This is a genomic window from Ruegeria sp. K5, from assembly GCF_056531805.1.
This window is the reverse complement of sequence record NZ_JBQFML010000001.1, coordinates 663,086-684,474: the sequence shown is the minus strand read 5'-3', so window position 1 is coordinate 684,474 and position 21,389 is coordinate 663,086. Positions and strand designations below refer to the sequence as shown.

Here is a 21,389-nt window from a genome sequence, read left to right as displayed (position 1 = left end):
GCGCTGTTCGAGGTGGCGAAAGCCGGCAACACCCATACGGGGACCACAGAACGCGGGTATGAAAAGGAAAGACGCATGTTTGCGGTCCTCAAGACTGGCGGCAAGCAGTACAAGGTTCAGGCGGGTGATATCCTCCGCGTTGAAAAACTGGCTGCCGACGCAGGTGAAAAAGTTCAATTCAACGACGTTCTGATGCTGGGCGGTGACGCACCGGTCGTTGGCGCGCCGTTCGTCGAAGGCGCAGGCGTTCAGGCCGAAGTGATCGAACAGGTCAAAGGTGACAAGGTCATCAAGTTCGTCAAACGCCGTCGTAAGCACAGCTCGAAGCGTACCGTTGGCCACCGTCAGAAACTGACTCTGGTCAAAATCACCGACATCCTGTCGTCGGGCGCTGACAAGTCTGGTATCAAAGCTGCAACCGGTTCGGCACCGGCAGGTGAGGCGGCTCCGGCTGCAAAGCCCGCCAAAAAAGCTGCTGCAAAAGCAGAAGCTCCGGCTGCCGCTGCTTCTGACGATCTGACCGCGCTGAACGGTGTCGGCCCTGCCGCTGCCAAAAAGCTGGCCGAAGCCGGTATCGAGAGCTTTGCCGCTCTGGCCGCCTTGTCGGACGAGCAGATTGCTGCTATCGACACCATCAAAGTGAAACCCGAATGGGTTGAGCAAGCCAAAGAGCTGGCTCAGGGCTAAGGAGAGAGAGAATGGCACATAAAAAAGCTGGCGGTTCCTCCCGTAACGGTCGCGACTCAGCGGGTCGTCGCCTTGGCGTGAAACTCTATGGTGGCCAGGCAGCCATCGCAGGCAACATCATCGTACGTCAGCGCGGCACCAAGTTCTGGCCGGGCGAAGGCGTAGGCATGGGCAAAGATCACACCATCTTTGCAACCACCGATGGCGCCGTGAAGTTCCACAAGGGACTGAAAAACCGCACCTTCATTTCGGTCCTGCCAGTGGCGGAGGCCGCAGAGTAAGCCGAAACCCATAAGGTTAATAAAAAATTCATGGGGGACCGGCAGAAAGTGCCGGTCCCTTTTTCGTTTTAACGCAGTCGTGATTGACCACCCGAATGACAGTCGCCACCACTAGTTTCCTGATCTTTGCCGCCAGCCAGGTCGGCACGCCGGGACCAGCCAATATGGTCCTGCTGGGAACAGGTGCGCGCTATGGTTTTCGGGCGGCGTTGCCTTTTGTGGGCGGCGTTATTCTGGGCAAGCAGTTGATCATCTGGCCTGTTGGGTTCGGGCTGATGCAGGTGGCCGATCAGGCGCCGTTGGTGTTTGAGGTGCTGAAATATGCCTCGGCCGCTTATATTATCTGGCTGGCGTGGAAGATTGCCAATCTGCGGCTGTCGCGCGGAAACGCTGACACGCAAGTGCCGGGTTTTCTGGCCGGGCTGATCGTTCACCCACTGAACCCCAAGGCCTGGGCGATGATCATTGCCGGGTTTACGGGCTTTGTGGCCGCGGGCACATCAAGTTTTGAAGCGACGTTAACAATCGCTCTTTGCCTGTTGTTTTGTCAGGTCTTATTGCACCCGGTCTGGACTTTTGCAGGCGATCGGATCGCCCAGACGGTTGAAGGTCGGCCTGCGGAAAAATATCTGATGTGGACGTTAGCCAGTTTAACCGTTGCGTCCGTACTTTTTGTGTTGTTCGGAGGAGGAACGCACTCATGAAACTTGAGACGATAATCAATCAGCCGGTCATCGAAACCGAGCGGTTCGACCTGCGCCCCCTGCGCCGGTCGGATATGGGTCTCATTGAACATTATGCAGGCGATGAGCGCGTGGCGCGGATGACGACGTCGATTCCGCACCCATTGCCACCGGGCTCGATTGAGGCCTTTGTGACCCGTTCGATGGCCGAAGACCGGGACGAAGACGTCTGGGCGATGGACGCCACCAAGGATGGCGGGCCTGAACTGATCGGCCTGATCTCGTTGCAGCGGCTGGATCGCAACCAGTCCGAGGTCGGCTATTGGGTCGCTCCGGTTTACTGGAACACAGGCATCGCGTCCTTGGCGGTCGAGGCTCTGGTTCTGGCGAATCCGCTGGAAAACTCGACCATGTTCGCCAGCGTGTTTCAGGACAACCCGGCCTCGGCCCGGGTGCTGACCCATTGCGGGTTTGAATATCTGGGGGACGCCGAAAGCTATTCGGTGGCGCGCGACGCAAATGTGCCCACCTGGACCTATAGTAAAAAACTCTGACTTGTGGCCGATGGGGCCTTTGCAGTAGGGGACTGACATGAAATTTCTCGATCTTGCAAAGGTCTACATCCGGTCCGGGGCCGGCGGTAGCGGCTGCGTCAGCTTCCGACGCGAAAAATACATCGAATACGGCGGACCCGATGGCGGGGACGGCGGTAAGGGCGGGTCTGTCTGGGCCGAGGTTGTGGATGGGCTGAACACCCTGATCGACTTCCGCTATCAACAGCATTTCTTCGCCAAGAACGGCCAACCCGGTCGCGGTCAGCAACGCACCGGCAAGGATGGTGACGACATTATCCTGCGCGTGCCTATCGGGACCGAGATCCTGGACGAGGATGAAGAGACCGTCATTTGCGACCTGACAGAGGTTGGACAGCGGTTCCTGCTGGCCAAGGGCGGCAATGGCGGGTTCGGCAACCTGCACTTCAAATCGGCCACCAACCAGGCCCCGCGCCGCGCAAATCCGGGGCAGGCGGGGATTGACCGCACCATCTGGCTGCGGCTGAAGCTGATCGCGGATGTGGGTCTGCTTGGCATGCCCAACGCGGGCAAATCGACCTTTCTGGCCGCCACGTCGAATGCCCGGCCCAAGATCGCCGACTATCCGTTTACGACGCTGCATCCCAATCTGGGTGTTGTTGGCGTCGATAACGTCGAATTCGTCGTGGCCGATATCCCCGGCCTGATCGAAGGGGCGCATGAGGGGCGGGGGATCGGCGACCGGTTCCTAGGACATGTGGAACGCTGCGCGGTTCTGCTGCATCTGGTCGATGGCACCTCGGAAACCGTGGTCGAAGATTATCGCACCATCATCACCGAACTCGAAGCCTACGGCGGAGAGCTGGCGGACAAGCCGCGCATCACCGTGCTGAACAAGATCGACGCTTTGGACGAGGAAGAACGCGACCTGATCAAGGCCGAACTTGAAGAGGCAGTTGGTGGCCCCGTCATGACCATGTCAGGTGTTGCTCATCTCGGCGTGACCGAAGTGCTGCGGGCCTTGCGCGCGCAGATCGACGAAAACCGCCTGCGCCAAAAGCCCGCTGAGGAGGCTCAGTCTTGGCAACCCTGACCGCAGCACGCCGCTTGGTGGTCAAGATCGGGTCTGCCTTGCTGGTGGACCGGCACACCGGTTTGCTGCGCTCGGACTGGCTGAAATCACTGGCGCAGGACGTGGCGTGGCTCAAGGGGCAGGGCGCGGATGTCATTCTGGTGTCCTCCGGCTCAATCGCATTGGGTCGCGGCGTTCTGGGATTGCCGATGGCAGACTTGCCACTGGAGAAATCGCAAGCGGCAGCGGCAGTGGGTCAAATCAGGCTGGCGCGCGCCTATGAAGAGGCGCTTGCCCCTCATGACATCACCACGGCTCAGGTGCTGGTTACGCTGGAGGACAGTGAGGATCGGCGGCGCTATCTGAACTCGCGCGCCACGCTTGAGACTTTGTTGGGGCTGGGTGTTGTGCCCATCGTCAATGAAAACGACACCGTCGCCACGGACGAGATTCGCTATGGCGACAATGACCGTCTGGCCGCGCAAATCGCGGTGACGGTCGGGGCCGATCAGCTGATCCTTCTGTCCGACGTCGATGGGTTCTATTCCGGCAATCCGAACGAAGACCCCTCGGCCACCCGCTATGACACCATCGACACCATCACGCCCGAGATTGAGGCGATGGCAGGCGATGCCGGGTCCGGCCTGTCCAAAGGCGGGATGAAGACCAAGTTGCTGGCCGCCAAAATGGCGACTGCGGCGGGCTGTGACATGGCGATAACCGAAGGATCGCCCATCAACCCATTGAAATTGCTTGAAAATGGCGCGAACTGCACGTGGTTCACGGCGACGTTGGACCCGCATGCAGCCCGCAAGCGCTGGATCTCAGCCATGAAACCACGTGGGGAGATCAAGGTGGATGCGGGTGCCGCAAAAGCGCTGGCCAATGGCAACAGCCTGCTGCCCGCCGGTATCGTCGAAGTCACCGGAGATTTCGGGCGCGGCGACCCCGTTGCAATCCTCGACCCGCAGGCGCGGCGACTGGCGCAAGGGATCAGCCGCTATACCGCGCAGGAAGCGGACGCGATCAAGGGGCGCAAATCCTCGGAGATTGAGGCGACGCTGGGCTATCCCGGTCGCGCGGCGCTGATCCACAGGGATGATTTGGCGCTGTAATGGCGCAGAAAGGCATATGATATGAAGGACCTCGACAATATCCCCGCCCTGATGGCCGACCTTGGCAAACGCGCCAAAGAGGCTGCGCGCGAACTGGCCTTTGCCAGCGCCGAGCGCAAACATGCGGCCCTGATCGCGGCTGCTGAGGCCGTTTGGGCCAACCGTGCGGAAATCATCGAGGCCAACAAGAAAGATCTGGAGTTTGGTCGTGACAAGGGCCTGAGCCCCGCAATGATGGATCGCCTGATGCTGGACGAATCCCGCATTCAGGGCATGGTTGACGGGCTGCGCACTGTCGCGGACCAGACCGACCCTGTGGGTGAGGTGATCACCGAATGGGACATGCCCTCGGGCCTGAATATTCAGCGGGTGCGCACGCCGTTGGGTGTGATCGGCGTGATTTACGAAAGCCGCCCCAATGTGACGGCAGACGCTGGGGCCTTGTGCCTGAAATCCGGGAATGCGGTGATTCTGCGCGGTGGATCCGAAAGCTTCCACTCCTCAACTGCCATCCACGCGTGTCTGGTCGAAGGGTTGAAGGCCGCGAAACTGCCTGAGGATGCGATTCAACTGGTGCCGACCCGGGATCGCGCCGCGGTTCAGGAATTGCTGACCATGACCGATTACGTCGATGTCATCGTACCCCGTGGCGGCAAAGGCCTTGTCGGGCTGGTTCAACGCGAGGCGCGCGTTCCGGTCTTCGCGCATCTGGAAGGCATCGTGCATATCTACATCGACAAAGCCGCTGACCCGCAAAAGACGCTGAACGTGGTGCTGAACGCAAAAACCCGCCGGACCGGAATTTGCGGCGCGGCTGAGTGTCTTCTGGTCCATCAAGATGTCGTAGACACGCTGGGGCGTGACGTGATCGCGGCGCTGATTGCAGCGGGTGTCGAGGTCCATGCCGAGGGCGCTCTGGCCACCGAAGGGACCGTAGCAGCCACTGCCGATGATTGGGGCAAAGAGTTTCTGGACAGCATCATTGCCGCCAAACCCGTTGCCGATATCGACGCGGCGATTGCGCATATCCAACAGTTCGGTTCGAACCACACTGACTGTATCATGACCGAGGACACTGCTGCCGCCACACGCTTTTTCGAACGGCTCGACAGTGCGATTTTGATGCACAACGCCTCAACCCAGTTTGCCGATGGTGGTGAGTTCGGGATGGGCGCTGAAATCGGGATTGCTACCGGCAAGATGCATGCGCGCGGACCGGTAGGCGCGGCGCAACTGACCAGTTTTCAGTATCTGGTGCGCGGCAACGGCACCACCCGCGCCTAAAACCGAAGGGCGACGCGGGTTGAGTTGGTTTCAACACCAACCCGCCGCCCCATCGCGGTTGCCGTCTCCGGCAGAAGGGCAAATTGCACCTGCGCGGGCGTGACTTTTTTGGGAAACCGCCCCGTTGTGACGTTCTTCCAAAGATCAGGGTCGACATTCAGTTTGTCCGCCGTCCCCGTCACCTGCCAGCCGGTACCGTTGACTGAAATCTCGACCTCGCCACCCAAGGGCATCGCGCTTTCGCAACACATCAGGGCGAGAAAGGCCAGCTTGACCTGATTGCGCGGCACCGGCTCGGTCAGGTTCCAGTTCACCCGCACGCGACCGGCGCGTTCGATATCCTTCAGCAATTCGGCGACTTCGGTCTTCCCCAGCGGCTGATCGCTGGCCGACCCGAACGCCACCCGAAAGAACCGGATACGCGCGCCCGCGCTGCCAACACTGCCCGAGATCAACTCCATCTCGGGGCCTTGTACTGCGCCAACCAAGTCCAACAACTCTAACCCGTTGGTAATCGCCCCGATCGGGCTGATCAGATCGTGACAGATGCGCGAGCCGATCAGCTCGGCCAGGTTGACGTCCGTAGCGCCCATGCGTACCTCCTGCTGTATCTGCCACCGGACCGGAGCCCAAATGTCAGACCTCAATGCCATTCTTGCACCGGGCATGTATGTCCGCCACCCGGATTTCCCCGATTGGGGTATCGGACAGGTGCAGTCCAACATCGCAGGCAAGATCACCGTTAACTTTCGCGAGCAGGGGAAAGTGGTAATCGACGGGACACGCATTGCCCTGGTGCCGGTCTTTGATCCGTGAAACTGGTTTAGGAAAGGTTAACGCTGAACACCAGATGTGGCCGTGTTGCCTTTACGTGAAAACCTGCGGTATCAGCCGGGGGCAATTCAAAGGATAGACATGCCGGATTCAGGCCCCTCATTTACCATCAAACTCGCCGAGACCGAGGATGACCTGCGCGCCGCGCAGCGGCTGCGCTATGATGTCTTCGTGCGCGAACTGGGCGGCGGCGGCGAGATGGTCGATCACGACGCGGGTCTGGAACAGGACAGGTTCGATCCATATTTCGATCATATGCTGGCCATCGACGACCTGAGCGGCGAAGTTGTGGGCGTTTACAGGCTGTTACCGGGCGAACGTGCTGCGGAAATCGGGCAGTTTTATTCCGAAGACGAGTATGATCTGACCGTTCTTAAGCAAAGCGGGCGCAAGCTGTTGGAATTGGGCCGGTCCTGCCTGCATGCAGATTATCGGGGTGGCACTGCGATGTATCACCTGTGGAATGGCTTGGCCGCCTATGTGAACGAACGCGGGATCGAAGTTCTGTTCGGCGTCGCCAGCTTCCACGGCACCGATGTTCAACCCCTCGCGCAATCCCTGTCCATGCTGCACCACAACCATCTGGCCCCCGAGGATCTGCGGGTGCGGGCACAGCCGGACGTGTTTCAATCGATGGATCTGGTCGCGCCCGAAGACCTCGACCGCCGCGCCGCGATGGTGCAGGTGCCCGCGCTGATCAAAGCCTATCTGCGTTTGGGTGGATTTGTGGGCGAGGGGGCCTTTATCGATCATGCGTTCAACACCACGGATGTCTGCCTGATCCTGGATACCGCCCGCATGAACGAGCGGCAAAAACGCATCTATGGTGGGGCGTAACGGGCGTGAACGATCCATTGTGGAATAGTGACGAGGCACCTGACCCGATCAATCTGGGTCCGCTGGGCTGGGTTCTTGTCATCTTGCGCGGGGTGCCTCTGGCGCTTTTGGTGTTTGGGGGCCTGATCGTCCTTCTGACCATTCGCCTGTTCGAACTCCCTCTCTTCGGGGTTCGTCGTCCGATTACTCCGTTCATCGCGCAATTTGTGTGCCGCAATGCACTCCGGTTTCTGGGTATCGGTTTTCGAACGTCGGGCGAGTTGATGCAGCAGCGCGGAGCTGTGGTGGCGAACCACACGTCCTGGCTGGACATCTTCGCCCTGAACGCGCGCAAGCGGATTTACTTTGTGTCCAAGGCCGAGGTCGCGAAATGGCCCGGAATCGGCTGGCTGGCCCGTTCGACCGGAACCGTATTTATCGAGCGGAACCCAAAAAAGGCGCGCGAGCAGACCAAAGTGTTCGAGTCTCGCCTGAAGGCCGGACACAAACTGTTGTTCTTCCCCGAAGGGACTTCGACCGATGGATTGCGGGTTTTGCCATTTAAAACAACGCTCTTCGCGGCATTCTTCGCAGATGAACTGCGTGATTTTATGTATGTGCAGCCTGTTTCCGTCGTGTTTCACGCGCCAAAGGAGCAACCGGATCGGTTCTATGGCTGGTGGGGTGATATGGAGTTCGGTCCGCACCTTCTCAAGACACTCGGCGCACTGCGTCAGGGTTCGGTCGAACTGATTTACCACGCGCCCGCCAAGGTCAGCGACTTTGAAAACCGCAAGGCGCTGGCAGCCCATTGCGAAGAGGCCGTGCGGCATGCGCACAGCCTGGCGCGGCTTGAAAAATAAGGGCAAAAGGCCCTTGCACTGCATCAAAACCTGCCGTATACGCGCGCCATTCAAACCCGCAGGCGGGGTTTGGGCTTTTTGAGGGAGACATCCTCATCAAGACCGCCGGTTGGAGCATCCGCTTCTTTCACCCCCGCCCAGGCGTAAACCGGAAAAGGAAAATAGCATGGCTCTTCCCGAGTTCTCCATGCGTCAGCTGCTGGAAGCTGGCGTTCACTTTGGTCACCAGACACAGCGTTGGAACCCCCGCATGGGCCCGTTCATCTATGGTTCGCGCAATGGCATCCACATCATGGACCTGACCCAGACTGTTCCGATGCTGGACCAGGCGCTGCAGGCCGTTCGTGACACCGTTGCAAAAGGTGGCCGCGTTCTGTTCGTTGGTACCAAGCGTCAGGCCGCCGGCCCGATCGCCGAAGCCGCTGAAAAGTCGGCTCAGTACTACATGAACCACCGCTGGCTGGGCGGCACGCTGACCAACTGGAAAACCGTTTCCCAGTCGATCAACCGTCTGAACCAGATCGACGAAGCGATGGAATCAGGCGCCGAAGGCCTGACCAAGAAAGAGCGTCTGGGCATGGAACGTGACCAGGCCAAGCTGCAGGCGTCGCTGGGCGGTATCCGCGAGATGGGCGGCGTTCCTGACCTGCTGTTCGTCATCGACGTCAAAAAAGAAGCACTGGCCATCGCCGAAGCCAACAAGCTGGGTATCCCGGTTGTGGCCGTTGTCGATACCAACTGCTCGCCCGACGGCGTTGACTATATCATCCCCGGCAACGACGACGCAGCGCGCGCCATCGCTCTGTACTGCGATCTGGCAGCCCGTGCCGCGTTGGACGGCATGACCGCTCAGCTGGGTGCCGCAGGCGTTGACCTGGGCGAGTTCGAAGAAGCCCCGGTTGAAGAAGCCGTTGCAGAAGAAGCTGAAGCACCTGCCGAAGCGTAAGCTGCCCGTCACGTAAATGACATATGGGGCAGGGTATGACCTGCCCCAATTCCGTTTGAATTGAGGAGAGCCAAGAGATGGCAATCACAGCAGCAATGGTTAAAGAACTGCGCGACGCAACCGGCGCAGGCATGATGGACGCAAAAAAAGCGCTGACCGAAACCGGCGGCAACATGGACGAAGCCGTTGACTGGCTGCGCACCAAAGGTCTGGCCAAAGCGGCCAAGAAATCGGGCCGTACCGCAGCAGAAGGTCTGGTTGCTGTTCACGTCAACGGTGGCAACGGTGTTGCAGTCGAAGTGAACTCGGAAACCGACTTCGTTGCGAAAAACGCCGAGTTCCAGGAAATGGTTGGCAAGATCGCTTACGCAGCCGAAGGCGTCGACAATGTCGAAGCGCTGCTGGCCGCTGATCTGGGTGGAAAATCCGTTGCCGACACCCTGACCGACAAGATCGCCACCATCGGCGAAAACATGTCGGTACGCCGTATGGCCAAGCTGTCGGGCGACACTGTTGTGTCGTACGTCCACAACGCAGCCACCAACGGCATGGGTAAAATCGGCGTTCTGGTCGCTCTGACCGGTGGCGACGAAGCGATCGGCAAGCAGGTTGCGATGCACATCGCTGCTGTGAACCCGGCAGCTCTGTCCGAGGCCGACATGGACCCGGCAGTTGTCGAGAAAGAAAAGCAGGTTCAGATGGACATCGCCCGCGAATCCGGCAAGCCGGAGCAGGTGATCGAGAAGATGATCGAAGGCCGCATGAAGAAATTCGTCGCGGAATCGACTCTGCTGAACCAGTCGTTCGTTGTGAACCCTGACCTGACCGTTGAAGCAGCGGCCAAAGAAGCGGGCGCAACCATCACCGGCTTCATCCGTCTGGAAGTTGGCGAAGGCATCGTGGTCGAAAAAGAAGACTTCGCAGCCGAAGTCGCCAAGGCGGCCCAAGGCTAAGCGACCATTCAGGGCCTCGTCAGAGGCCCGACACAACAAAAAAAACCGGTTACGCCCAGCGTAACCGGTTTTCTTTTTTTGGCCAACGTCAGGCCGACGCAAACCAAGAGGAAGAAGGATGGAGGGCCCCGCATGATGGGGATGGTCGAGGCCCCCCAAATTTCCGACCTCGTGACGCGGACAAATAGGCGCCTCAGTGTCAGAGTGACCAGAGAGCTCTGAAATTGCAAAGGTCTGATCGATGTGTTCCCTGGCTAAAGCCACCACTCACGGAACAATATCAATCTGCAACTTTATCGCGTAAACCGGAAGTCATGATTTCCTTACCTAAGGTAAATTGACGCAGTTTAGCGTCAGAAATCAACAACATCAGGCCTCCATGATGAACATTTGGTTGTGTAGCGAGGCCTTGAGGACCGCTTGCGCGGTGGTTTCAACCGAAAGCGACTCGCGCGCGAGCCTCAGATGCTTTTCCACGGTGGCCGAGGTCAGCCCCATCAGCAGCGCAATGTCCTGAGTCGTCTTGCCATCCCCAACCCATTGCAGCGCCTCGCGCTGTCGTTTGGTCAGCGCCCGGTTCGGGGGATTGTAGGGCAGGGTCAGGATCTTGAGATGCGCCATGTTGTTCATCAACAGGATGTCTTCGCCATGCTCTGCCCAGATCTCGTCAACTTCATCCTGACTTGGCCCACCTTTTGCGGACAGTGAAATCGCACCCTTCGACCGCATTGAGACGGAATTGAAGCTAACCGTGTAGCCCGTCACAACGCCCATCGACTTGTTGAACTCAAAGACCTTGCGTTCCTGCGCCGTCATACGACCGCTGGACATCATGTCCTGGATCATCCGCCAACTGGCAGCGCCTTCGTTGTCCAGCGCCCATTTGAGCATCGGAGCATGGAAGTACAGCCCGCCCTTCAGAAAACCATCCACGTAGTTGTGGCAGTGATTGGTCAGGATCACGAAATCCTCGGGGTCGCCCAGCGAGGTTTCGGTGCGGAACTGCGTATAGCCATAAATCAGCCGGTCAAAGCCATATTCGGCCATCTGCCGGCAATGCGCGTCCCACAGTTCTTCCAGGGTTTTGGCATAGCTTACGAAATGCAGGTATTCTTTCAGAGTCATCCGGCACCTCTTGACCCCAAATGGGCGGCCAGCGCGTCAAGCGCCAGAACATAGCTCTGCGCCCCAAACCCGCAAATCTGCCCCAGCGCTACCTTTGCAATATAAGACGTATGGCGAAAGGTTTCGCGGGCGTGGATGTTGGACAGATGAACTTCGACCATCGGAAGTTCGACAGAGGCAATCGCATCCATCAGCGCGATAGAGGTATGCGTATACGCACCCGCGTTAAGAACCAGACCGTCCTGCGCGCCCCGCGCCGCATGAATCGCGTCGATCAACGCGCCTTCGTGGTTGGATTGGAAATGCGTGACGTTCAGGCCGATGGACGCACCATGTTCGACACACAAATCCTCGACCATCTGCAAGGTGGTGCTGCCGTAAACCTCGGGCTGGCGCGTGCCCAGCAAATTGAGGTTCGGACCATTCAAAACCAGAACGTTATTCATGTCTTTACTATCCCCATTACAGGTTCATAGACATGAATAGGCCAGATTGTCTACCGCGCTGTGTCGCATTGCAGCATAAGCGCCACGGGCTGTGATCTTGTGCCGCTTGTTCAGCGCGAATTTCAGTCTGAACCGGGTGTGACGACCAGCTTTCCCAGAACCGAACGCCCAGCCAGCAGATCCAGCGCCTGTCCGGCTTTGGCCAGCGGGAATCGATCATTGATGCGCGGCTTGATGTGTCCCGCAGCATAAAGGCCAAACAGCTCGGCAACGTTTTCCGCGTGCCCCTTTGGGTCACGGAATACGGACGCGCCCCAGAATACGCCAACGACCTGACACCCTTTGAGCAAGGGCAGGTTCAGCGGGATGTTCGGTATCCCAGCCGGGAAGCCGACAACCAGAAAGCGTCCGTTCCACGCCATACTGCGCAGGGCGGGCTCGGCAAAGGGTCCTCCGACCGCGTCATAGACGACATCCACACCATTTGGCCCGGCCAATGCTTTGATCTGGCCCGAGAAGTCCTTTTGCGCCTGTTTGTCCATGTCTTTCGGGTACACGATGGTTTCATCCGCGCCGACCTGACGACAGAACTCGGCCTTGTCCTGCGACGACACCGCCGCAATCACCCGCGCACCCATGGCCTTACCCAACTCAATTGCAGCCGAACCGACGCCTCCGGCCGCGCCCAGAACCAAGAGGGTTTCGCCGGATTGCAGATGCGCGCGGTCTTTCAGGGCGTGGTACGAGGTGCCGTAGGTGAAAATGAAACAGGCGGCGTCCTCATACGGCATCTCGTCCGGAATCTTGATCGCCGTCGCAGCCTTGAGTGTCAGATGCGTCGCAAACCCGCCGTGACCAGTCAGCGCCAGCACCCGATCACCCGGTTCAAATCCGGTGACGCCTTCACCGATGGCCAAAACCTCTCCGGCAATTTCTCCGCCGGGGACGAAAGGGCGCGGGGGCTTCATCTGATACAGATCGCGGATGATCAGCGTGTCGGGGAAGTTCACGCCAGCCGCTTTCACTCCGATCAACAGATCGCCTTTGCCGGGGGTTGGATCGGGCAGGGTGGTCAGTTCCAAAGTCTCGGGCCCGCCGGGCGCGACGCTGAGTAATGCTTGCATGTTGACCCTGATGTCTCTGTTATTCTGTCACAGGAAGCTTTGGTGCAGGATCATGTGTTGTCAACGGGCCATCCCCTTGGTTCCCGCAACGGCACCTGCCCACAGATGTCAGTGAGGAGCAGACCATGACCCCCGAGACCCTATTTTCGCTGCAAGGCAAAACCGCGCTGGTGACAGGTGGTGCAACCGGCATTGGGCGCATGGCGGCCGAGGCTTTGGTCAGGGCTGGTGCCCATGTCCTGATCGCCTCGCGCAAAGGCGATGCCTGCGCAGCGGTTGCCGAAGAGCTGAACGCGCTGGAATCACCGGGCAGCGCGGTTGGATTTGCCGGGGATCTGGGAAGCCAGGAAGGGATTGATGCACTGGTTGCGGACATTAATGCGCGCACTGATCGCCTTGATATTCTTATGAATAATTCCGGCGTTAGTTGGGGCGCGCCAATGGGGCAGTTCCCGTATGACGCTTGGGACAAGGTCATGTCCGTCAACGTTGCTGGTATATTTGATCTGACCCAGAAACTGCTGCCCTTGCTGATGAAGTCCGGCACCGCCGAAGATCCTGCGCGGGTCGTCAATGTCGGCTCGGTCATGGGTGAGGTTCCGATGGGCGATGGGGCCTATAGCTATTCGGCGTCCAAGGCAGCGGTGCTGCACCTGACCAAAATCTTGGCGAAAGAGTTGTCGCCTTACCATGTCACCGTAAACGCCCTGGCACCGGGGCCGTTTGTGTCGCGCATGACAGCTTTTGCCACAGCGGACGAAGATACCCGCGCAAAGGTCGGCAAATCCGTCCCTCTGGGCCGCGTGGGCCGGGACGAGGATATTGCGGGCTGTATGCTGTTTCTGTGCGGACGCGGTGGCAGTTACGTGACCGGTGCGGTTATCCCGGTGTCAGGTGGCATTAACGTTGTGACCGCTGGCAATATCTTTGAAGCTGCGTTCTAAGTGCGAGGGCCAGTTATGAGCACCGAAACCGATCTGGACCTGGATGCCATCGACGCCTACCTGTCCCAACATCTGGCGGCGTATGAAGGTCCGCTGGACGCCACGAAATTCGCCATCGGCCAGTCGAACCCGACCTTCCGGTTGCGTACGCCAAAACAGTCGTACGTTTTGCGCCGCAAACCCCCGGGTGTGCTGCTGAAGTCCGCCCATGCGGTGGATCGAGAGTTCCGGGTGCAACGCGCCCTTGCCGACAGCCGCGTTCCGGTGCCGCGCATGCTGTTACTGTGCGAGGATGATTCGGTTATCGGATCGGCCTTCTACTTAATGGAACATCTGGAAGGCCGGGTTTTTCTTGAGCCGCAGATGGAGGGCGAAAGCAACGATGCCCGCCGCGCGGTCATCGACGAAATGAACCGGGTTCTGGCAGAGTTGCATATGGTGGACATCGACGCCGCTGGTCTGACTGACTACGGCCCGACGGGGAACTATTTCGAACGCCAGATCTCACGCTGGACCAAGCAATACCGCGCATCCGAAACCGCGAACATTGCGGACATGGACAGGTTGATCGGCGCGCTGGAGACGTCGCTTCCGCAGGATGACGGGCAACGGACGCTGGTGCATGGTGATTATCGCATCGACAATCTGATGTTCGCCCCAAATGGCACAGATTGCATCGGTGTTCTGGATTGGGAACTGTCGACCATCGGCCATCCCTATGCAGATCTGGCCGCCGTGATCATGCAGTGGCAAATGCCTCCGGGAAAAGAGGGGCGCGGGCTGGCGGGAATCGACCGGGATGCTCTGGGCCTGCCTAGCGATCGGGCCTTTATCGCACAATATTGCGAACGACGCGGTCTGCCAGGGATCGACAATTTCGGCTTCTATCTGGCCTTCAACTTCTTTCGGATGGCGGGGATTTTGCAAGGCGTCTACAAACGCGCGCTGGATGGCAACGCATCCGATCCAAAACGCGCCCAAGCGTTCGGAGCCTATGTTCCCATCTTCGCGCAACACGGGCTGGCCGCGCTGGAACAAAGTTAGGTTGGGTCGTCAAGCATTTAACTTTTCAGAGAAAGCTCAAGGTCGAGATTGGCAAGGCTGTTCTTGCCAAAAAACATCTCGGACCCCACGAACATGCTGGGAACACCAAAGGCGCCGCGTCTGACGATGTCCTTGGTCTGTTCTTTCAGCAGTTGCTTGGTCTCAGGTGCGGCGATTGCTTCGCGGATCTTGCGGACGGGCAGTTCGGCCTCGCGCAGGATCTCGGACAACACATTCAGCTCATCGACCTTTTGACCATGCACCCAAATCGCATCAAATACTGCGTCTATATATTTGTTTTCCCATGGCTTTCCGGATGCAAAATACGCGCCGCGCATGGCGAATTTGGTGTTCACCGGAAAATGCGGGCTCATGTGAAAGCTTACGCCGCGACGGCGGGCAAAGCGATGCAGATCATGGGTCAGATAGGATGATTTCTGACGGTTTTCTGAAAAAGCCTTGAACGGGCTTTGGTTATGCGTGGATTTGAAGATAACCGGCAACATCACCGGGACCGGCACGACCGTCGCCTTGTGCCCCTTGGCGATTTTCGGCAGCATTTTATACGCGAGAAACGCATTCGGGCTGCAAAAATCGTAAACGAAATCTATGGTTTGCGCCATGTCGGTACTCCAGAGGAAGGTGTCGGCAGATCTTTAGAACAGGCACGCAACGAATCTGCGACGGGGGCAGTCTTTCATAGAAAGTAATCGCTTATGGCCTGCACATTGCAAGGGACAAACTTCGCGGTGCTGGCATAGGGTGAAATCAGGCAGCTTTCAGACAGGTTCACCATGACATTCTTCGACCCAAACCGCCTGAACCGCATCCGCACCTGGATGGATCGGTATGTCACGCAGCGAAAATACGCGGGCAGCGCGTTTTTGTTGACACATCAAGGCTCCGAAGTGTTCTTTCACGCCTGCGGCCAGCGCAGTGTTGAAAATAATCTGCCGTTTCAGCGGGACACGCTGACCCGGATCTACTCAATGACCAAACCGATCACGTCGGTCGGGCTGATGATGCTGGCCGAGAAGGGGCTGTTCCACCTGGATGCGCCTCTGTCCGATTTTCTTCCGGAATTCAGTGGGATGCAGGCGCTTGTTCCCGGTGCCGAACGGCTGGATCAAACCGAGGATGCACCGACGCCGACGCTTCATCAGTTGCTGACGCATACCAGCGGGTTCAGCTATCCGTTCAATCCAGGCCTTTTGCCCAAAGCGATGGATGAACAGGATCTGTTATTCAAGCCTAACCAAGGGCTTTTGGCAGATCGTATCCGTGATCTGGCCGCGTTTCCGCTGGCGTTTCAACCCGGTACGCGCTGGGAATACTCGGTCAGCACGGATGTGTTGGGCCGCGTGATCGAAATCGTGTCCGGCTTGCCGCTGGATCGGTACTTCGCGCAAGAGATATTCGCACCACTTCAGATGACCGAAACCGGCTTTTCGGTGCCTCAAGGGGCAGGGGACCGGTTTGCCTCGCTCTACTCGCCCTTGTCCGGCGACGCCATGGCGCTGAACTCTGCCGAGCGGGGCACGGAAACTCTGCGCCTTGTGGATGAGGCCGGATCATCGCCCTTTGAACGCACGACCACATTTTCCGGCGGCGGCGGGTTGATCAGCACCATCGACGATTATGCGCGGTTTGTCGAAATGCTGCGCAATCGGGGGGCTTTTGACGGTCACCGTCTGCTGGGGCCGAAGACCGTAGACTTCATGCTTTGCAACCACTTACCGGGCGATATTGCCTCGATGGGCCCCAGCAGTTTTGCGGAACAACCGATGGAGGGGATGGGTTTTGGTCTGGGCGGATCGGTCGTCCTGAACCCGGGCAGGGTGCGTGTGCCGGGGTCGGTCGGGGATTTCAGCTGGGGCGGCATGGCCTCGACCTATTTCTGGCTCGACCTGAAAAACGATCTGACAGCCGTGTTTTTTACGCAATTGTCGCCATCCAGTTCCTATCCGTCCCGGGCCGAGTTAAAGGCGCTGGTTCTGGCCGCCATGATTGAATGATCCGATACCGGCTGATACCCAAAACACGATCACTTCCGGAGACAGGACCATGACCGAAGCCGAACGTATTCTTCTTGACCTTCTGGATATTGAACGGCTTGAGGTTGATCTGTTCCGGGGCACCGGGTCTGGCGGCGAAACCCCGACCCGCATCTTTGGCGGGCAGGTGATCGCCCAGGCCCTGGCCGCAGCCTATCGAACGGTTGAGGATCGGCTTTGCCACTCTTTGCACGCCTATTTCATTCGTCCCGGCGATCCATCCATTCCAGTTATTTATCAAGTTGATAGGGCGCGGGATGGAGGCTCTTTTACAACTCGTCGGGTCGTCGCGGTTCAGCATGGGCGGCAAATTTTGAACATGTCGGCTTCGTTTCATGTTCAGGATGAAGGATGGGAACATCAGCATGCGATGCCAGCACTGAACGGGCCGGAAACCTATCCGTCCCGAGCCGAGCTTCGGGGCAAATACATTGACCGCGTTCCCGAGAGACTTCGCAAGGAACTGATGCGCGAACGTCCTATCGAGGTACGAGAGGTTGGGCATCTGGACCCGTTCAATCCAGCGGTGGCAGATGACCGCAACCAGATCTGGTTCCGCATGGGGGCCGCCGCAACCGCCGACGCCCGAACGCAGCACCTGTTGCTGGCATATGCCTCGGATATGGGGCTGCTGAGTTCGGGAATGCGCCCGCATGGGCTAAGCTGGTTCACCGGACAGGTGAACGGCGCAAGCCTTGATCATACAATGTGGTTTCATGCGCCGGTGCGTTTCGAGAACTGGCATCTTTACGCGATGGATTCACCGTGGTCAGGGCAGGGACGCTCGTTCAATCGCGGCTCGATCTATTCGCAGGACGGCGTTCTGGTTGCCTCAGTCGCGCAGGAAGGTTTGATGCGCAAGCCACAGTCGAGAGTTTAGTTATCTTCCACAAACTGTTGATTTAAATTCCGCATTCCGTCCAACCAACGATCATAGTCGGCGGATTTGAGGCGGATGTAATCCAGAACCTGAGGGTGTGGCAGAACAAGAAACTGTTCGGCGCGAATGGCCTCGACACAGGCGTTTGCGACGTCTTCGGGTTCCAGCATTCCGTCTATGGCGGCGACCGAAGCCTCGTGCCCGCGCGTCATCTCGGACCGCACGGCCTGAGGGCACAGGACCGATACGCCCAGGCCTTTATGGCCATAGGTCAAGGACAACCATTCGGCAAATCCGACGGCTGCGTGTTTCGTGACCCCATACGGCGCTGCGCCCGGTTGGTTCAAAAGTCCGGCTGCTGAGGCCGTGATCAGCACATAGCCTTTGCCACGTTCGATCATGCGCGGCACCAGATGACGCGCCATCCAGACATGAGACATAACGTTGATGGTCCAGATCCTGTTCCAGTCGTCATCCGGAACATCCGGGCCGCCAAGCGTCAGGATGCCAGCATTTGCACAGAACAGATCTATCGGCGCGATCTCGCTTTCAACATGATCGATCAAAGCTTTGATCTGCGCTTCGCTGGACACATCACAGGGATAGGCATGGCCGCCGATACCAGCGGCAACGGCTTGTGCGGCTGCAAGATCAATGTCCGAACACACGACCGTCGCACCGTCCTGCGCAAACCGCTCGGCCAGACCCTTGCCAATGCCGCCAGCGGCGCCGGTTACAACAACTGTTTTTCCATTTAGATCCATGGGGCGTTTCCGATGTGGTTCAGTTATGTGCGCTAAGCGTCAGGTTTTGCAGTGTTTTCAAATAATTTTATTTTACATAATACTGATTATGCGTTTATCTGAATACTGCTCACACTGCCGCCAATCGCGCGGTTGGCGGCAGATTTGGGATTAGGCGCAAGACTTAATAAAACGCCTGCAGCCCTGTCTGAGCACGCCCCAGTATCAACGCATGGACATCATGCGTGCCTTCGTAAGTATTCACGGTCTCCAGATTGACCATGTGGCGGATCACGTGGAACTCCAGCGAGATTCCGTTGCCGCCGTGCATGTCACGGGCCATGCGTGCAATATCCAGCGCCTTGCCGCAGTTGTTGCGTTTCACAATCGACACCATCTCGGGCGCGGCCTCGGCCTGGTCCAACAAACGACCGACACGCAAGCTGGCCTGCAGACCCAAGGCGATCTCGGTCTGCATATCCGCCAGTTTGCGCTGGAACAGTTGGGTCTGTGCAAGCGGCTTGTCGAACTGCTTACGGTCCAGCCCATATTGACGCGCTGCGTGCCAACAGTGTTCCGCAGCCCCCATGACGCCCCAGCTGATGCCGTACCGCGCGCGGTTCAGACAGCCGAACGGACCTTTCAGGCCCTGAACATGCGGCAGCAACGCGCCCTCGCCCACTTCAACGCCATCCAGAACGATTTCACCGGTGATCGACGCGCGCAGGCTTAGTTTGTTTTGAATCTTCGGCGCGCTCAGGCCTTTCAACCCTTTGTCCAGAACGAACCCGCGAATTTTGCCGTCATGTGCATCGGACTTGGCCCAGACGACGAATACATCCGCAATCGGAGCGTTGGAGATCCACATTTTGCTGCCGGTCAACCGGTAGCCACCGTCGATTTTCTCGGCCCGCGTTTTCATGCCTGCGGGATCCGAGCCTGCGTCCGCTTCGGTAAGACCAAAACAACCGATCCATTCGCCAGAAGCCAGTTTCGGCAGGTATTTTTGACGCTGTTCTTCGCTGCCGTAAGCATAGATCGGATACATGACCAGCGAGCTTTGCACCGACATCATCGAGCGATAGCCGGAATCCACACGCTCAATCTCGCGCGCTACAAGGCCGTAGGACACGTAGTTGCCGCCCAAACCGCCGTATTCCTCCGGGATCGTGGTGCCCAGCAGGCCCATCTCACCCATCTCACGGAAGATCTCAGGATCGGTTTCTTCGGTCTGGAAAGCGGCAGTCACGCGCGGCAGCAGCTTTTCCTGAGCATAGGCCCGGGCGCTGTCGGTAATCATCCGCTCGTCTTCTTGCAGTTGGTCAGACAGGCGGAACGGGTCTTCCCACGAGAATTTACCCAGATCCGGCGCGTCCTTGGCCCGCAAGGTCGGTTTCGTTTGAGGCGCGTTCATTGTGCTTCTCCGCTTGATCAGATTTGCTGCACCCTAACGTGGGTCTGGCGCAAAAAACAGCAAGAGTTTGGCACGTGTCCACAAGCGATTGTCATGGGCAGGAAACCGGTGTCCGAGGCCCCTGCCCTTGATGTGTTATCCCAAAGCGTAACCGGCGCCGCGCACGGTGCGCACAGGGTCTTCACCGCCATGTTGCGTCAATGCCTTGCGCAGCCGACCGATATGAACATCGACGGTCCGCGTATCGACATAGATGTCGCGGCCCCAGACCCGATCCAACAGTTGCTCGCGGCTCCAGACGCGTCCCGGTTTTTCCATGAAGGTACTCAGCAGCCTGAACTCGGTCGGGCCCAGTTTCAGCGGCTTGCTGTCGCGGCTGACCTTATGCGTCTCGGAATCCAGAACAATGTCGTCGAACTCCAACAGGATGCCCACGGTCGCCGGGCGCACGCGCCGCAATTGGGTGCGCACGCGGGCCATCAGTTCGACCACCGAATAAGGTTTGACAACATAGTCGTCTGCACCGGTTTCCAGACCGCGCACCTTGTCGACCTCTTCCGAGCGCGCAGACAGCATGATGATCGGGATCGAGCGGGTATCAGGCCGGGTTTTCAGCCGCCGACAGACCTCGATCCCGCTGAGATTGGGCATCATCCAGTCCAAAACGATGATGTCGGGGCTGTCTTCATCCACCAAAAGCAATGCTTCATCACCGCTGGCGGCTTTGGAAACCCGAAACCCTTCGGCCTCAAGGTTATAGGCCAGCACTTCACGCTGGGCGAGCTCATCCTCGACAACCAGGACAGTTGGCTGATCTGCGGACATCTTCTGCGTCTCCTAGACGGTTTGCGACGTGGTGTCGGCCTTGGGCCGCGCCTCGGCCGGGCGTTCACCCGTGACCAGATAGACCACCTGTTCGGCAATCGAGGTCACGTGATCGCCCATCCGTTCAATATTCTTGGCGATGAAATGCAGGTGCATACAGGCCGAGATGTTGCGCGGGTCCTCGGCCATATAGGTCAGGAACTCGCGGAACAGGCCGTTATACATCTGGTCTACATCTTCATCACGGTTGATGACATCGGTCGCCAGTTCGGCATCGCGCTGGATATAGGCGTCCAGGGCGTCACGCAGCATCCTTTCGACTTCGCGCGCCATGCGGCGCAGGGCGGCGGCACTGCCATTGACCTCGCCTGCATCGACCAGAACCGTGGTACGTTTGGCGATGTTCTTGGCATAATCGCCGATCCGCTCGAGGTTGCCCGACACTTTCAGCACCGAAAGGACCAGACGCAGGTCGCTGGCTGTCGGCGCGCGCAGCGCGATCAGGCGGGCGGTTTCCTCATCGATCACCTCTTCCAGCGCGTCGATGGCCTTGTCACCCTGCCGCACTTCCTGCGCCAGTTCCACGTCGCGGGATTCAAGCGAGCGGGCGGCGCTCATGATGGCGGCTTCGACCAGGCCGCCCATCTTCATGATATGCGCCTGGATGGCCTCAAGGTCACGATCGAAAGCAGATGCAATATGTTGTTCGCTCATATCGGTCAT

General features: G+C 58.5%; 25 protein-coding genes. 16 read left to right on the top strand and 9 right to left on the bottom strand.

The window, feature by feature from the left end; all coding sequences use genetic code 11:
- Nucleotides 1-75 precede the first annotated feature (75 nt).
- The 7 genes from ACR0MO_RS03490 to ACR0MO_RS03460 all read left to right on the top strand — a co-directional run bounded on the left by ACR0MO_RS03490 (nt 76) and on the right by ACR0MO_RS03460 (nt 5,655).
- Nucleotides 76-687: a 50S ribosomal protein L21 gene (locus ACR0MO_RS03490; RefSeq protein WP_480780694.1), complete on the top strand. Its 612-nt coding sequence runs from the start codon at nt 76-78 to the stop codon at nt 685-687.
- Nucleotides 688-698: 11 nt separating this feature from the next.
- Nucleotides 699-968, top strand: coding sequence for a 50S ribosomal protein L27 (rpmA, locus tag ACR0MO_RS03485; protein ID WP_039535512.1), 270 nt, complete (start codon nt 699-701; stop codon nt 966-968).
- Between the two features lie 95 nt (nt 969-1,063).
- A complete protein-coding gene (locus tag ACR0MO_RS03480; RefSeq protein WP_480581192.1) occupies nt 1,064-1,672 on the top strand; it encodes a LysE family translocator in 609 nt (202 codons plus the stop codon).
- Entirely contained in the window at nt 1,669-2,205 is a 537-nt protein-coding gene (locus ACR0MO_RS03475) for a GNAT family N-acetyltransferase (protein ID WP_170450716.1), read from the top strand. The genes ACR0MO_RS03480 and ACR0MO_RS03475 overlap by 4 nt, the downstream gene beginning before the upstream one ends.
- 37 nt (nt 2,206-2,242) lie before the next feature.
- Nucleotides 2,243-3,277 carry a GTPase ObgE gene (gene obgE / locus ACR0MO_RS03470; protein ID WP_170621802.1) on the top strand — a complete coding sequence of 345 codons (1,035 nt, stop codon included), beginning with the start codon at nt 2,243-2,245 and terminating at the stop codon, nt 3,275-3,277.
- Nucleotides 3,265-4,371 (top strand): glutamate 5-kinase, encoded by a 1,107-nt coding sequence (proB, locus tag ACR0MO_RS03465; protein ID WP_170518581.1) that lies wholly within the window; start codon nt 3,265-3,267, stop codon nt 4,369-4,371. The genes obgE and proB overlap by 13 nt, the downstream gene beginning before the upstream one ends.
- A 21-nt stretch (nt 4,372-4,392) precedes the next feature.
- Nucleotides 4,393-5,655, top strand: coding sequence for a glutamate-5-semialdehyde dehydrogenase (locus ACR0MO_RS03460; RefSeq protein WP_170518584.1), 1,263 nt, complete (start codon nt 4,393-4,395; stop codon nt 5,653-5,655).
- Here ACR0MO_RS03460 and ACR0MO_RS03455 read toward each other — a convergent pair.
- A complete protein-coding gene (locus ACR0MO_RS03455) occupies nt 5,652-6,248 on the bottom strand; it encodes a histidine phosphotransferase family protein (protein WP_170518587.1) in 597 nt (198 codons plus the stop codon). The genes ACR0MO_RS03460 and ACR0MO_RS03455 overlap by 4 nt on opposite strands.
- 40 nt (nt 6,249-6,288) lie before the next feature.
- On the opposite strand from ACR0MO_RS03455, the gene ACR0MO_RS03450 reads away from it, so the two are divergent.
- From ACR0MO_RS03450 to tsf, 5 genes are all read left to right on the top strand, one after another.
- Nucleotides 6,289-6,471 carry a DUF3553 domain-containing protein gene (locus ACR0MO_RS03450; protein WP_170450705.1) on the top strand — a complete coding sequence of 61 codons (183 nt, stop codon included), beginning with the start codon at nt 6,289-6,291 and terminating at the stop codon, nt 6,469-6,471.
- Between the two features lie 99 nt (nt 6,472-6,570).
- Nucleotides 6,571-7,326: an L-ornithine N(alpha)-acyltransferase gene (gene olsB, locus ACR0MO_RS03445; protein WP_170518591.1), complete on the top strand. Its 756-nt coding sequence runs from the start codon at nt 6,571-6,573 to the stop codon at nt 7,324-7,326.
- A gap of 5 nt (nt 7,327-7,331) precedes the next feature.
- Nucleotides 7,332-8,168: a lyso-ornithine lipid O-acyltransferase gene (olsA, locus tag ACR0MO_RS03440; protein ID WP_170450701.1), complete on the top strand. Its 837-nt coding sequence runs from the start codon at nt 7,332-7,334 to the stop codon at nt 8,166-8,168.
- A 166-nt stretch (nt 8,169-8,334) separates the two neighbouring features.
- The gene (gene rpsB, locus ACR0MO_RS03435) at nt 8,335-9,114 is read left to right on the top strand and encodes a 30S ribosomal protein S2 (RefSeq protein ID WP_170450699.1); all 780 of its coding nucleotides are present in this window, start codon (nt 8,335-8,337) and stop codon (nt 9,112-9,114) included.
- A gap of 77 nt (nt 9,115-9,191) precedes the next feature.
- A complete protein-coding gene (tsf, locus tag ACR0MO_RS03430; RefSeq protein ID WP_170450697.1) occupies nt 9,192-10,067 on the top strand; it encodes a translation elongation factor Ts in 876 nt (291 codons plus the stop codon).
- A 369-nt stretch (nt 10,068-10,436) separates the two neighbouring features.
- Here the strand turns inward: tsf and ACR0MO_RS03425 are convergent, their stop codons facing one another.
- From ACR0MO_RS03425 to ACR0MO_RS03415, 3 genes are all read right to left on the bottom strand, one after another.
- A complete protein-coding gene (locus tag ACR0MO_RS03425) occupies nt 10,437-11,192 on the bottom strand; it encodes a LuxR family transcriptional regulator (protein ID WP_170518593.1) in 756 nt (251 codons plus the stop codon).
- Nucleotides 11,189-11,638, bottom strand: coding sequence for a type II 3-dehydroquinate dehydratase (gene aroQ, locus ACR0MO_RS03420; RefSeq protein ID WP_170450693.1), 450 nt, complete (start codon nt 11,636-11,638; stop codon nt 11,189-11,191). The genes ACR0MO_RS03425 and aroQ overlap by 4 nt, the downstream gene beginning before the upstream one ends.
- Before the next feature lie 122 nt (nt 11,639-11,760).
- Nucleotides 11,761-12,762 (bottom strand): NADPH:quinone oxidoreductase family protein, encoded by a 1,002-nt coding sequence (locus tag ACR0MO_RS03415; protein WP_480889727.1) that lies wholly within the window; start codon nt 12,760-12,762, stop codon nt 11,761-11,763.
- 125 nt (nt 12,763-12,887) lie between these two features.
- Between ACR0MO_RS03415 and ACR0MO_RS03410 the strand changes: the two genes are divergently transcribed.
- The gene (locus tag ACR0MO_RS03410) at nt 12,888-13,706 is read left to right on the top strand and encodes an SDR family oxidoreductase (protein ID WP_480889724.1); all 819 of its coding nucleotides are present in this window, start codon (nt 12,888-12,890) and stop codon (nt 13,704-13,706) included.
- 15 nt (nt 13,707-13,721) lie between these two features.
- Nucleotides 13,722-14,750, top strand: a complete 1,029-nt coding sequence (locus ACR0MO_RS03405; RefSeq protein ID WP_480889721.1) for a phosphotransferase family protein — start codon at nt 13,722-13,724, stop codon at nt 14,748-14,750.
- Nucleotides 14,751-14,767: 17 nt separating this feature from the next.
- Here ACR0MO_RS03405 and ACR0MO_RS03400 read toward each other — a convergent pair whose 3' ends face one another.
- Nucleotides 14,768-15,373 (bottom strand): DsbA family protein, encoded by a 606-nt coding sequence (locus tag ACR0MO_RS03400; RefSeq protein ID WP_480889719.1) that lies wholly within the window; start codon nt 15,371-15,373, stop codon nt 14,768-14,770.
- A 171-nt stretch (nt 15,374-15,544) separates the two neighbouring features.
- On the opposite strand from ACR0MO_RS03400, the gene ACR0MO_RS03395 reads away from it, so the two are divergent.
- Together ACR0MO_RS03395 and ACR0MO_RS03390 are read left to right on the top strand one after the other, a co-directional pair.
- Nucleotides 15,545-16,765, top strand: coding sequence for a serine hydrolase domain-containing protein (locus ACR0MO_RS03395; protein ID WP_480889717.1), 1,221 nt, complete (start codon nt 15,545-15,547; stop codon nt 16,763-16,765).
- Between the two features lie 49 nt (nt 16,766-16,814).
- Nucleotides 16,815-17,684, top strand: coding sequence for an acyl-CoA thioesterase (locus ACR0MO_RS03390; protein WP_480889716.1), 870 nt, complete (start codon nt 16,815-16,817; stop codon nt 17,682-17,684).
- Here ACR0MO_RS03390 and ACR0MO_RS03385 read toward each other — a convergent pair.
- From ACR0MO_RS03385 to phoU, 4 genes are all read right to left on the bottom strand, one after another.
- Nucleotides 17,681-18,448, bottom strand: a complete 768-nt coding sequence (locus ACR0MO_RS03385) for an SDR family oxidoreductase (RefSeq protein WP_170518616.1) — start codon at nt 18,446-18,448, stop codon at nt 17,681-17,683. The two genes, ACR0MO_RS03390 and ACR0MO_RS03385, sit on opposite strands and share 4 nt — an antisense overlap.
- A gap of 163 nt (nt 18,449-18,611) precedes the next feature.
- On the bottom strand, nt 18,612-19,841 hold the full coding sequence (locus ACR0MO_RS03380; RefSeq protein WP_170518620.1) for an acyl-CoA dehydrogenase: 1,230 nt from the start codon (nt 19,839-19,841) through the stop codon (nt 18,612-18,614).
- Nucleotides 19,842-19,976: 135 nt separating this feature from the next.
- Nucleotides 19,977-20,666: a phosphate regulon transcriptional regulator PhoB gene (gene phoB / locus ACR0MO_RS03375; protein ID WP_170450676.1), complete on the bottom strand. Its 690-nt coding sequence runs from the start codon at nt 20,664-20,666 to the stop codon at nt 19,977-19,979.
- A gap of 12 nt (nt 20,667-20,678) precedes the next feature.
- Complete coding sequence (phoU, locus tag ACR0MO_RS03370; RefSeq protein ID WP_170450675.1) at nt 20,679-21,380, bottom strand: phosphate signaling complex protein PhoU; 702 nt, start codon at nt 21,378-21,380, stop codon at nt 20,679-20,681.
- Nucleotides 21,381-21,389 lie beyond the last annotated feature (9 nt).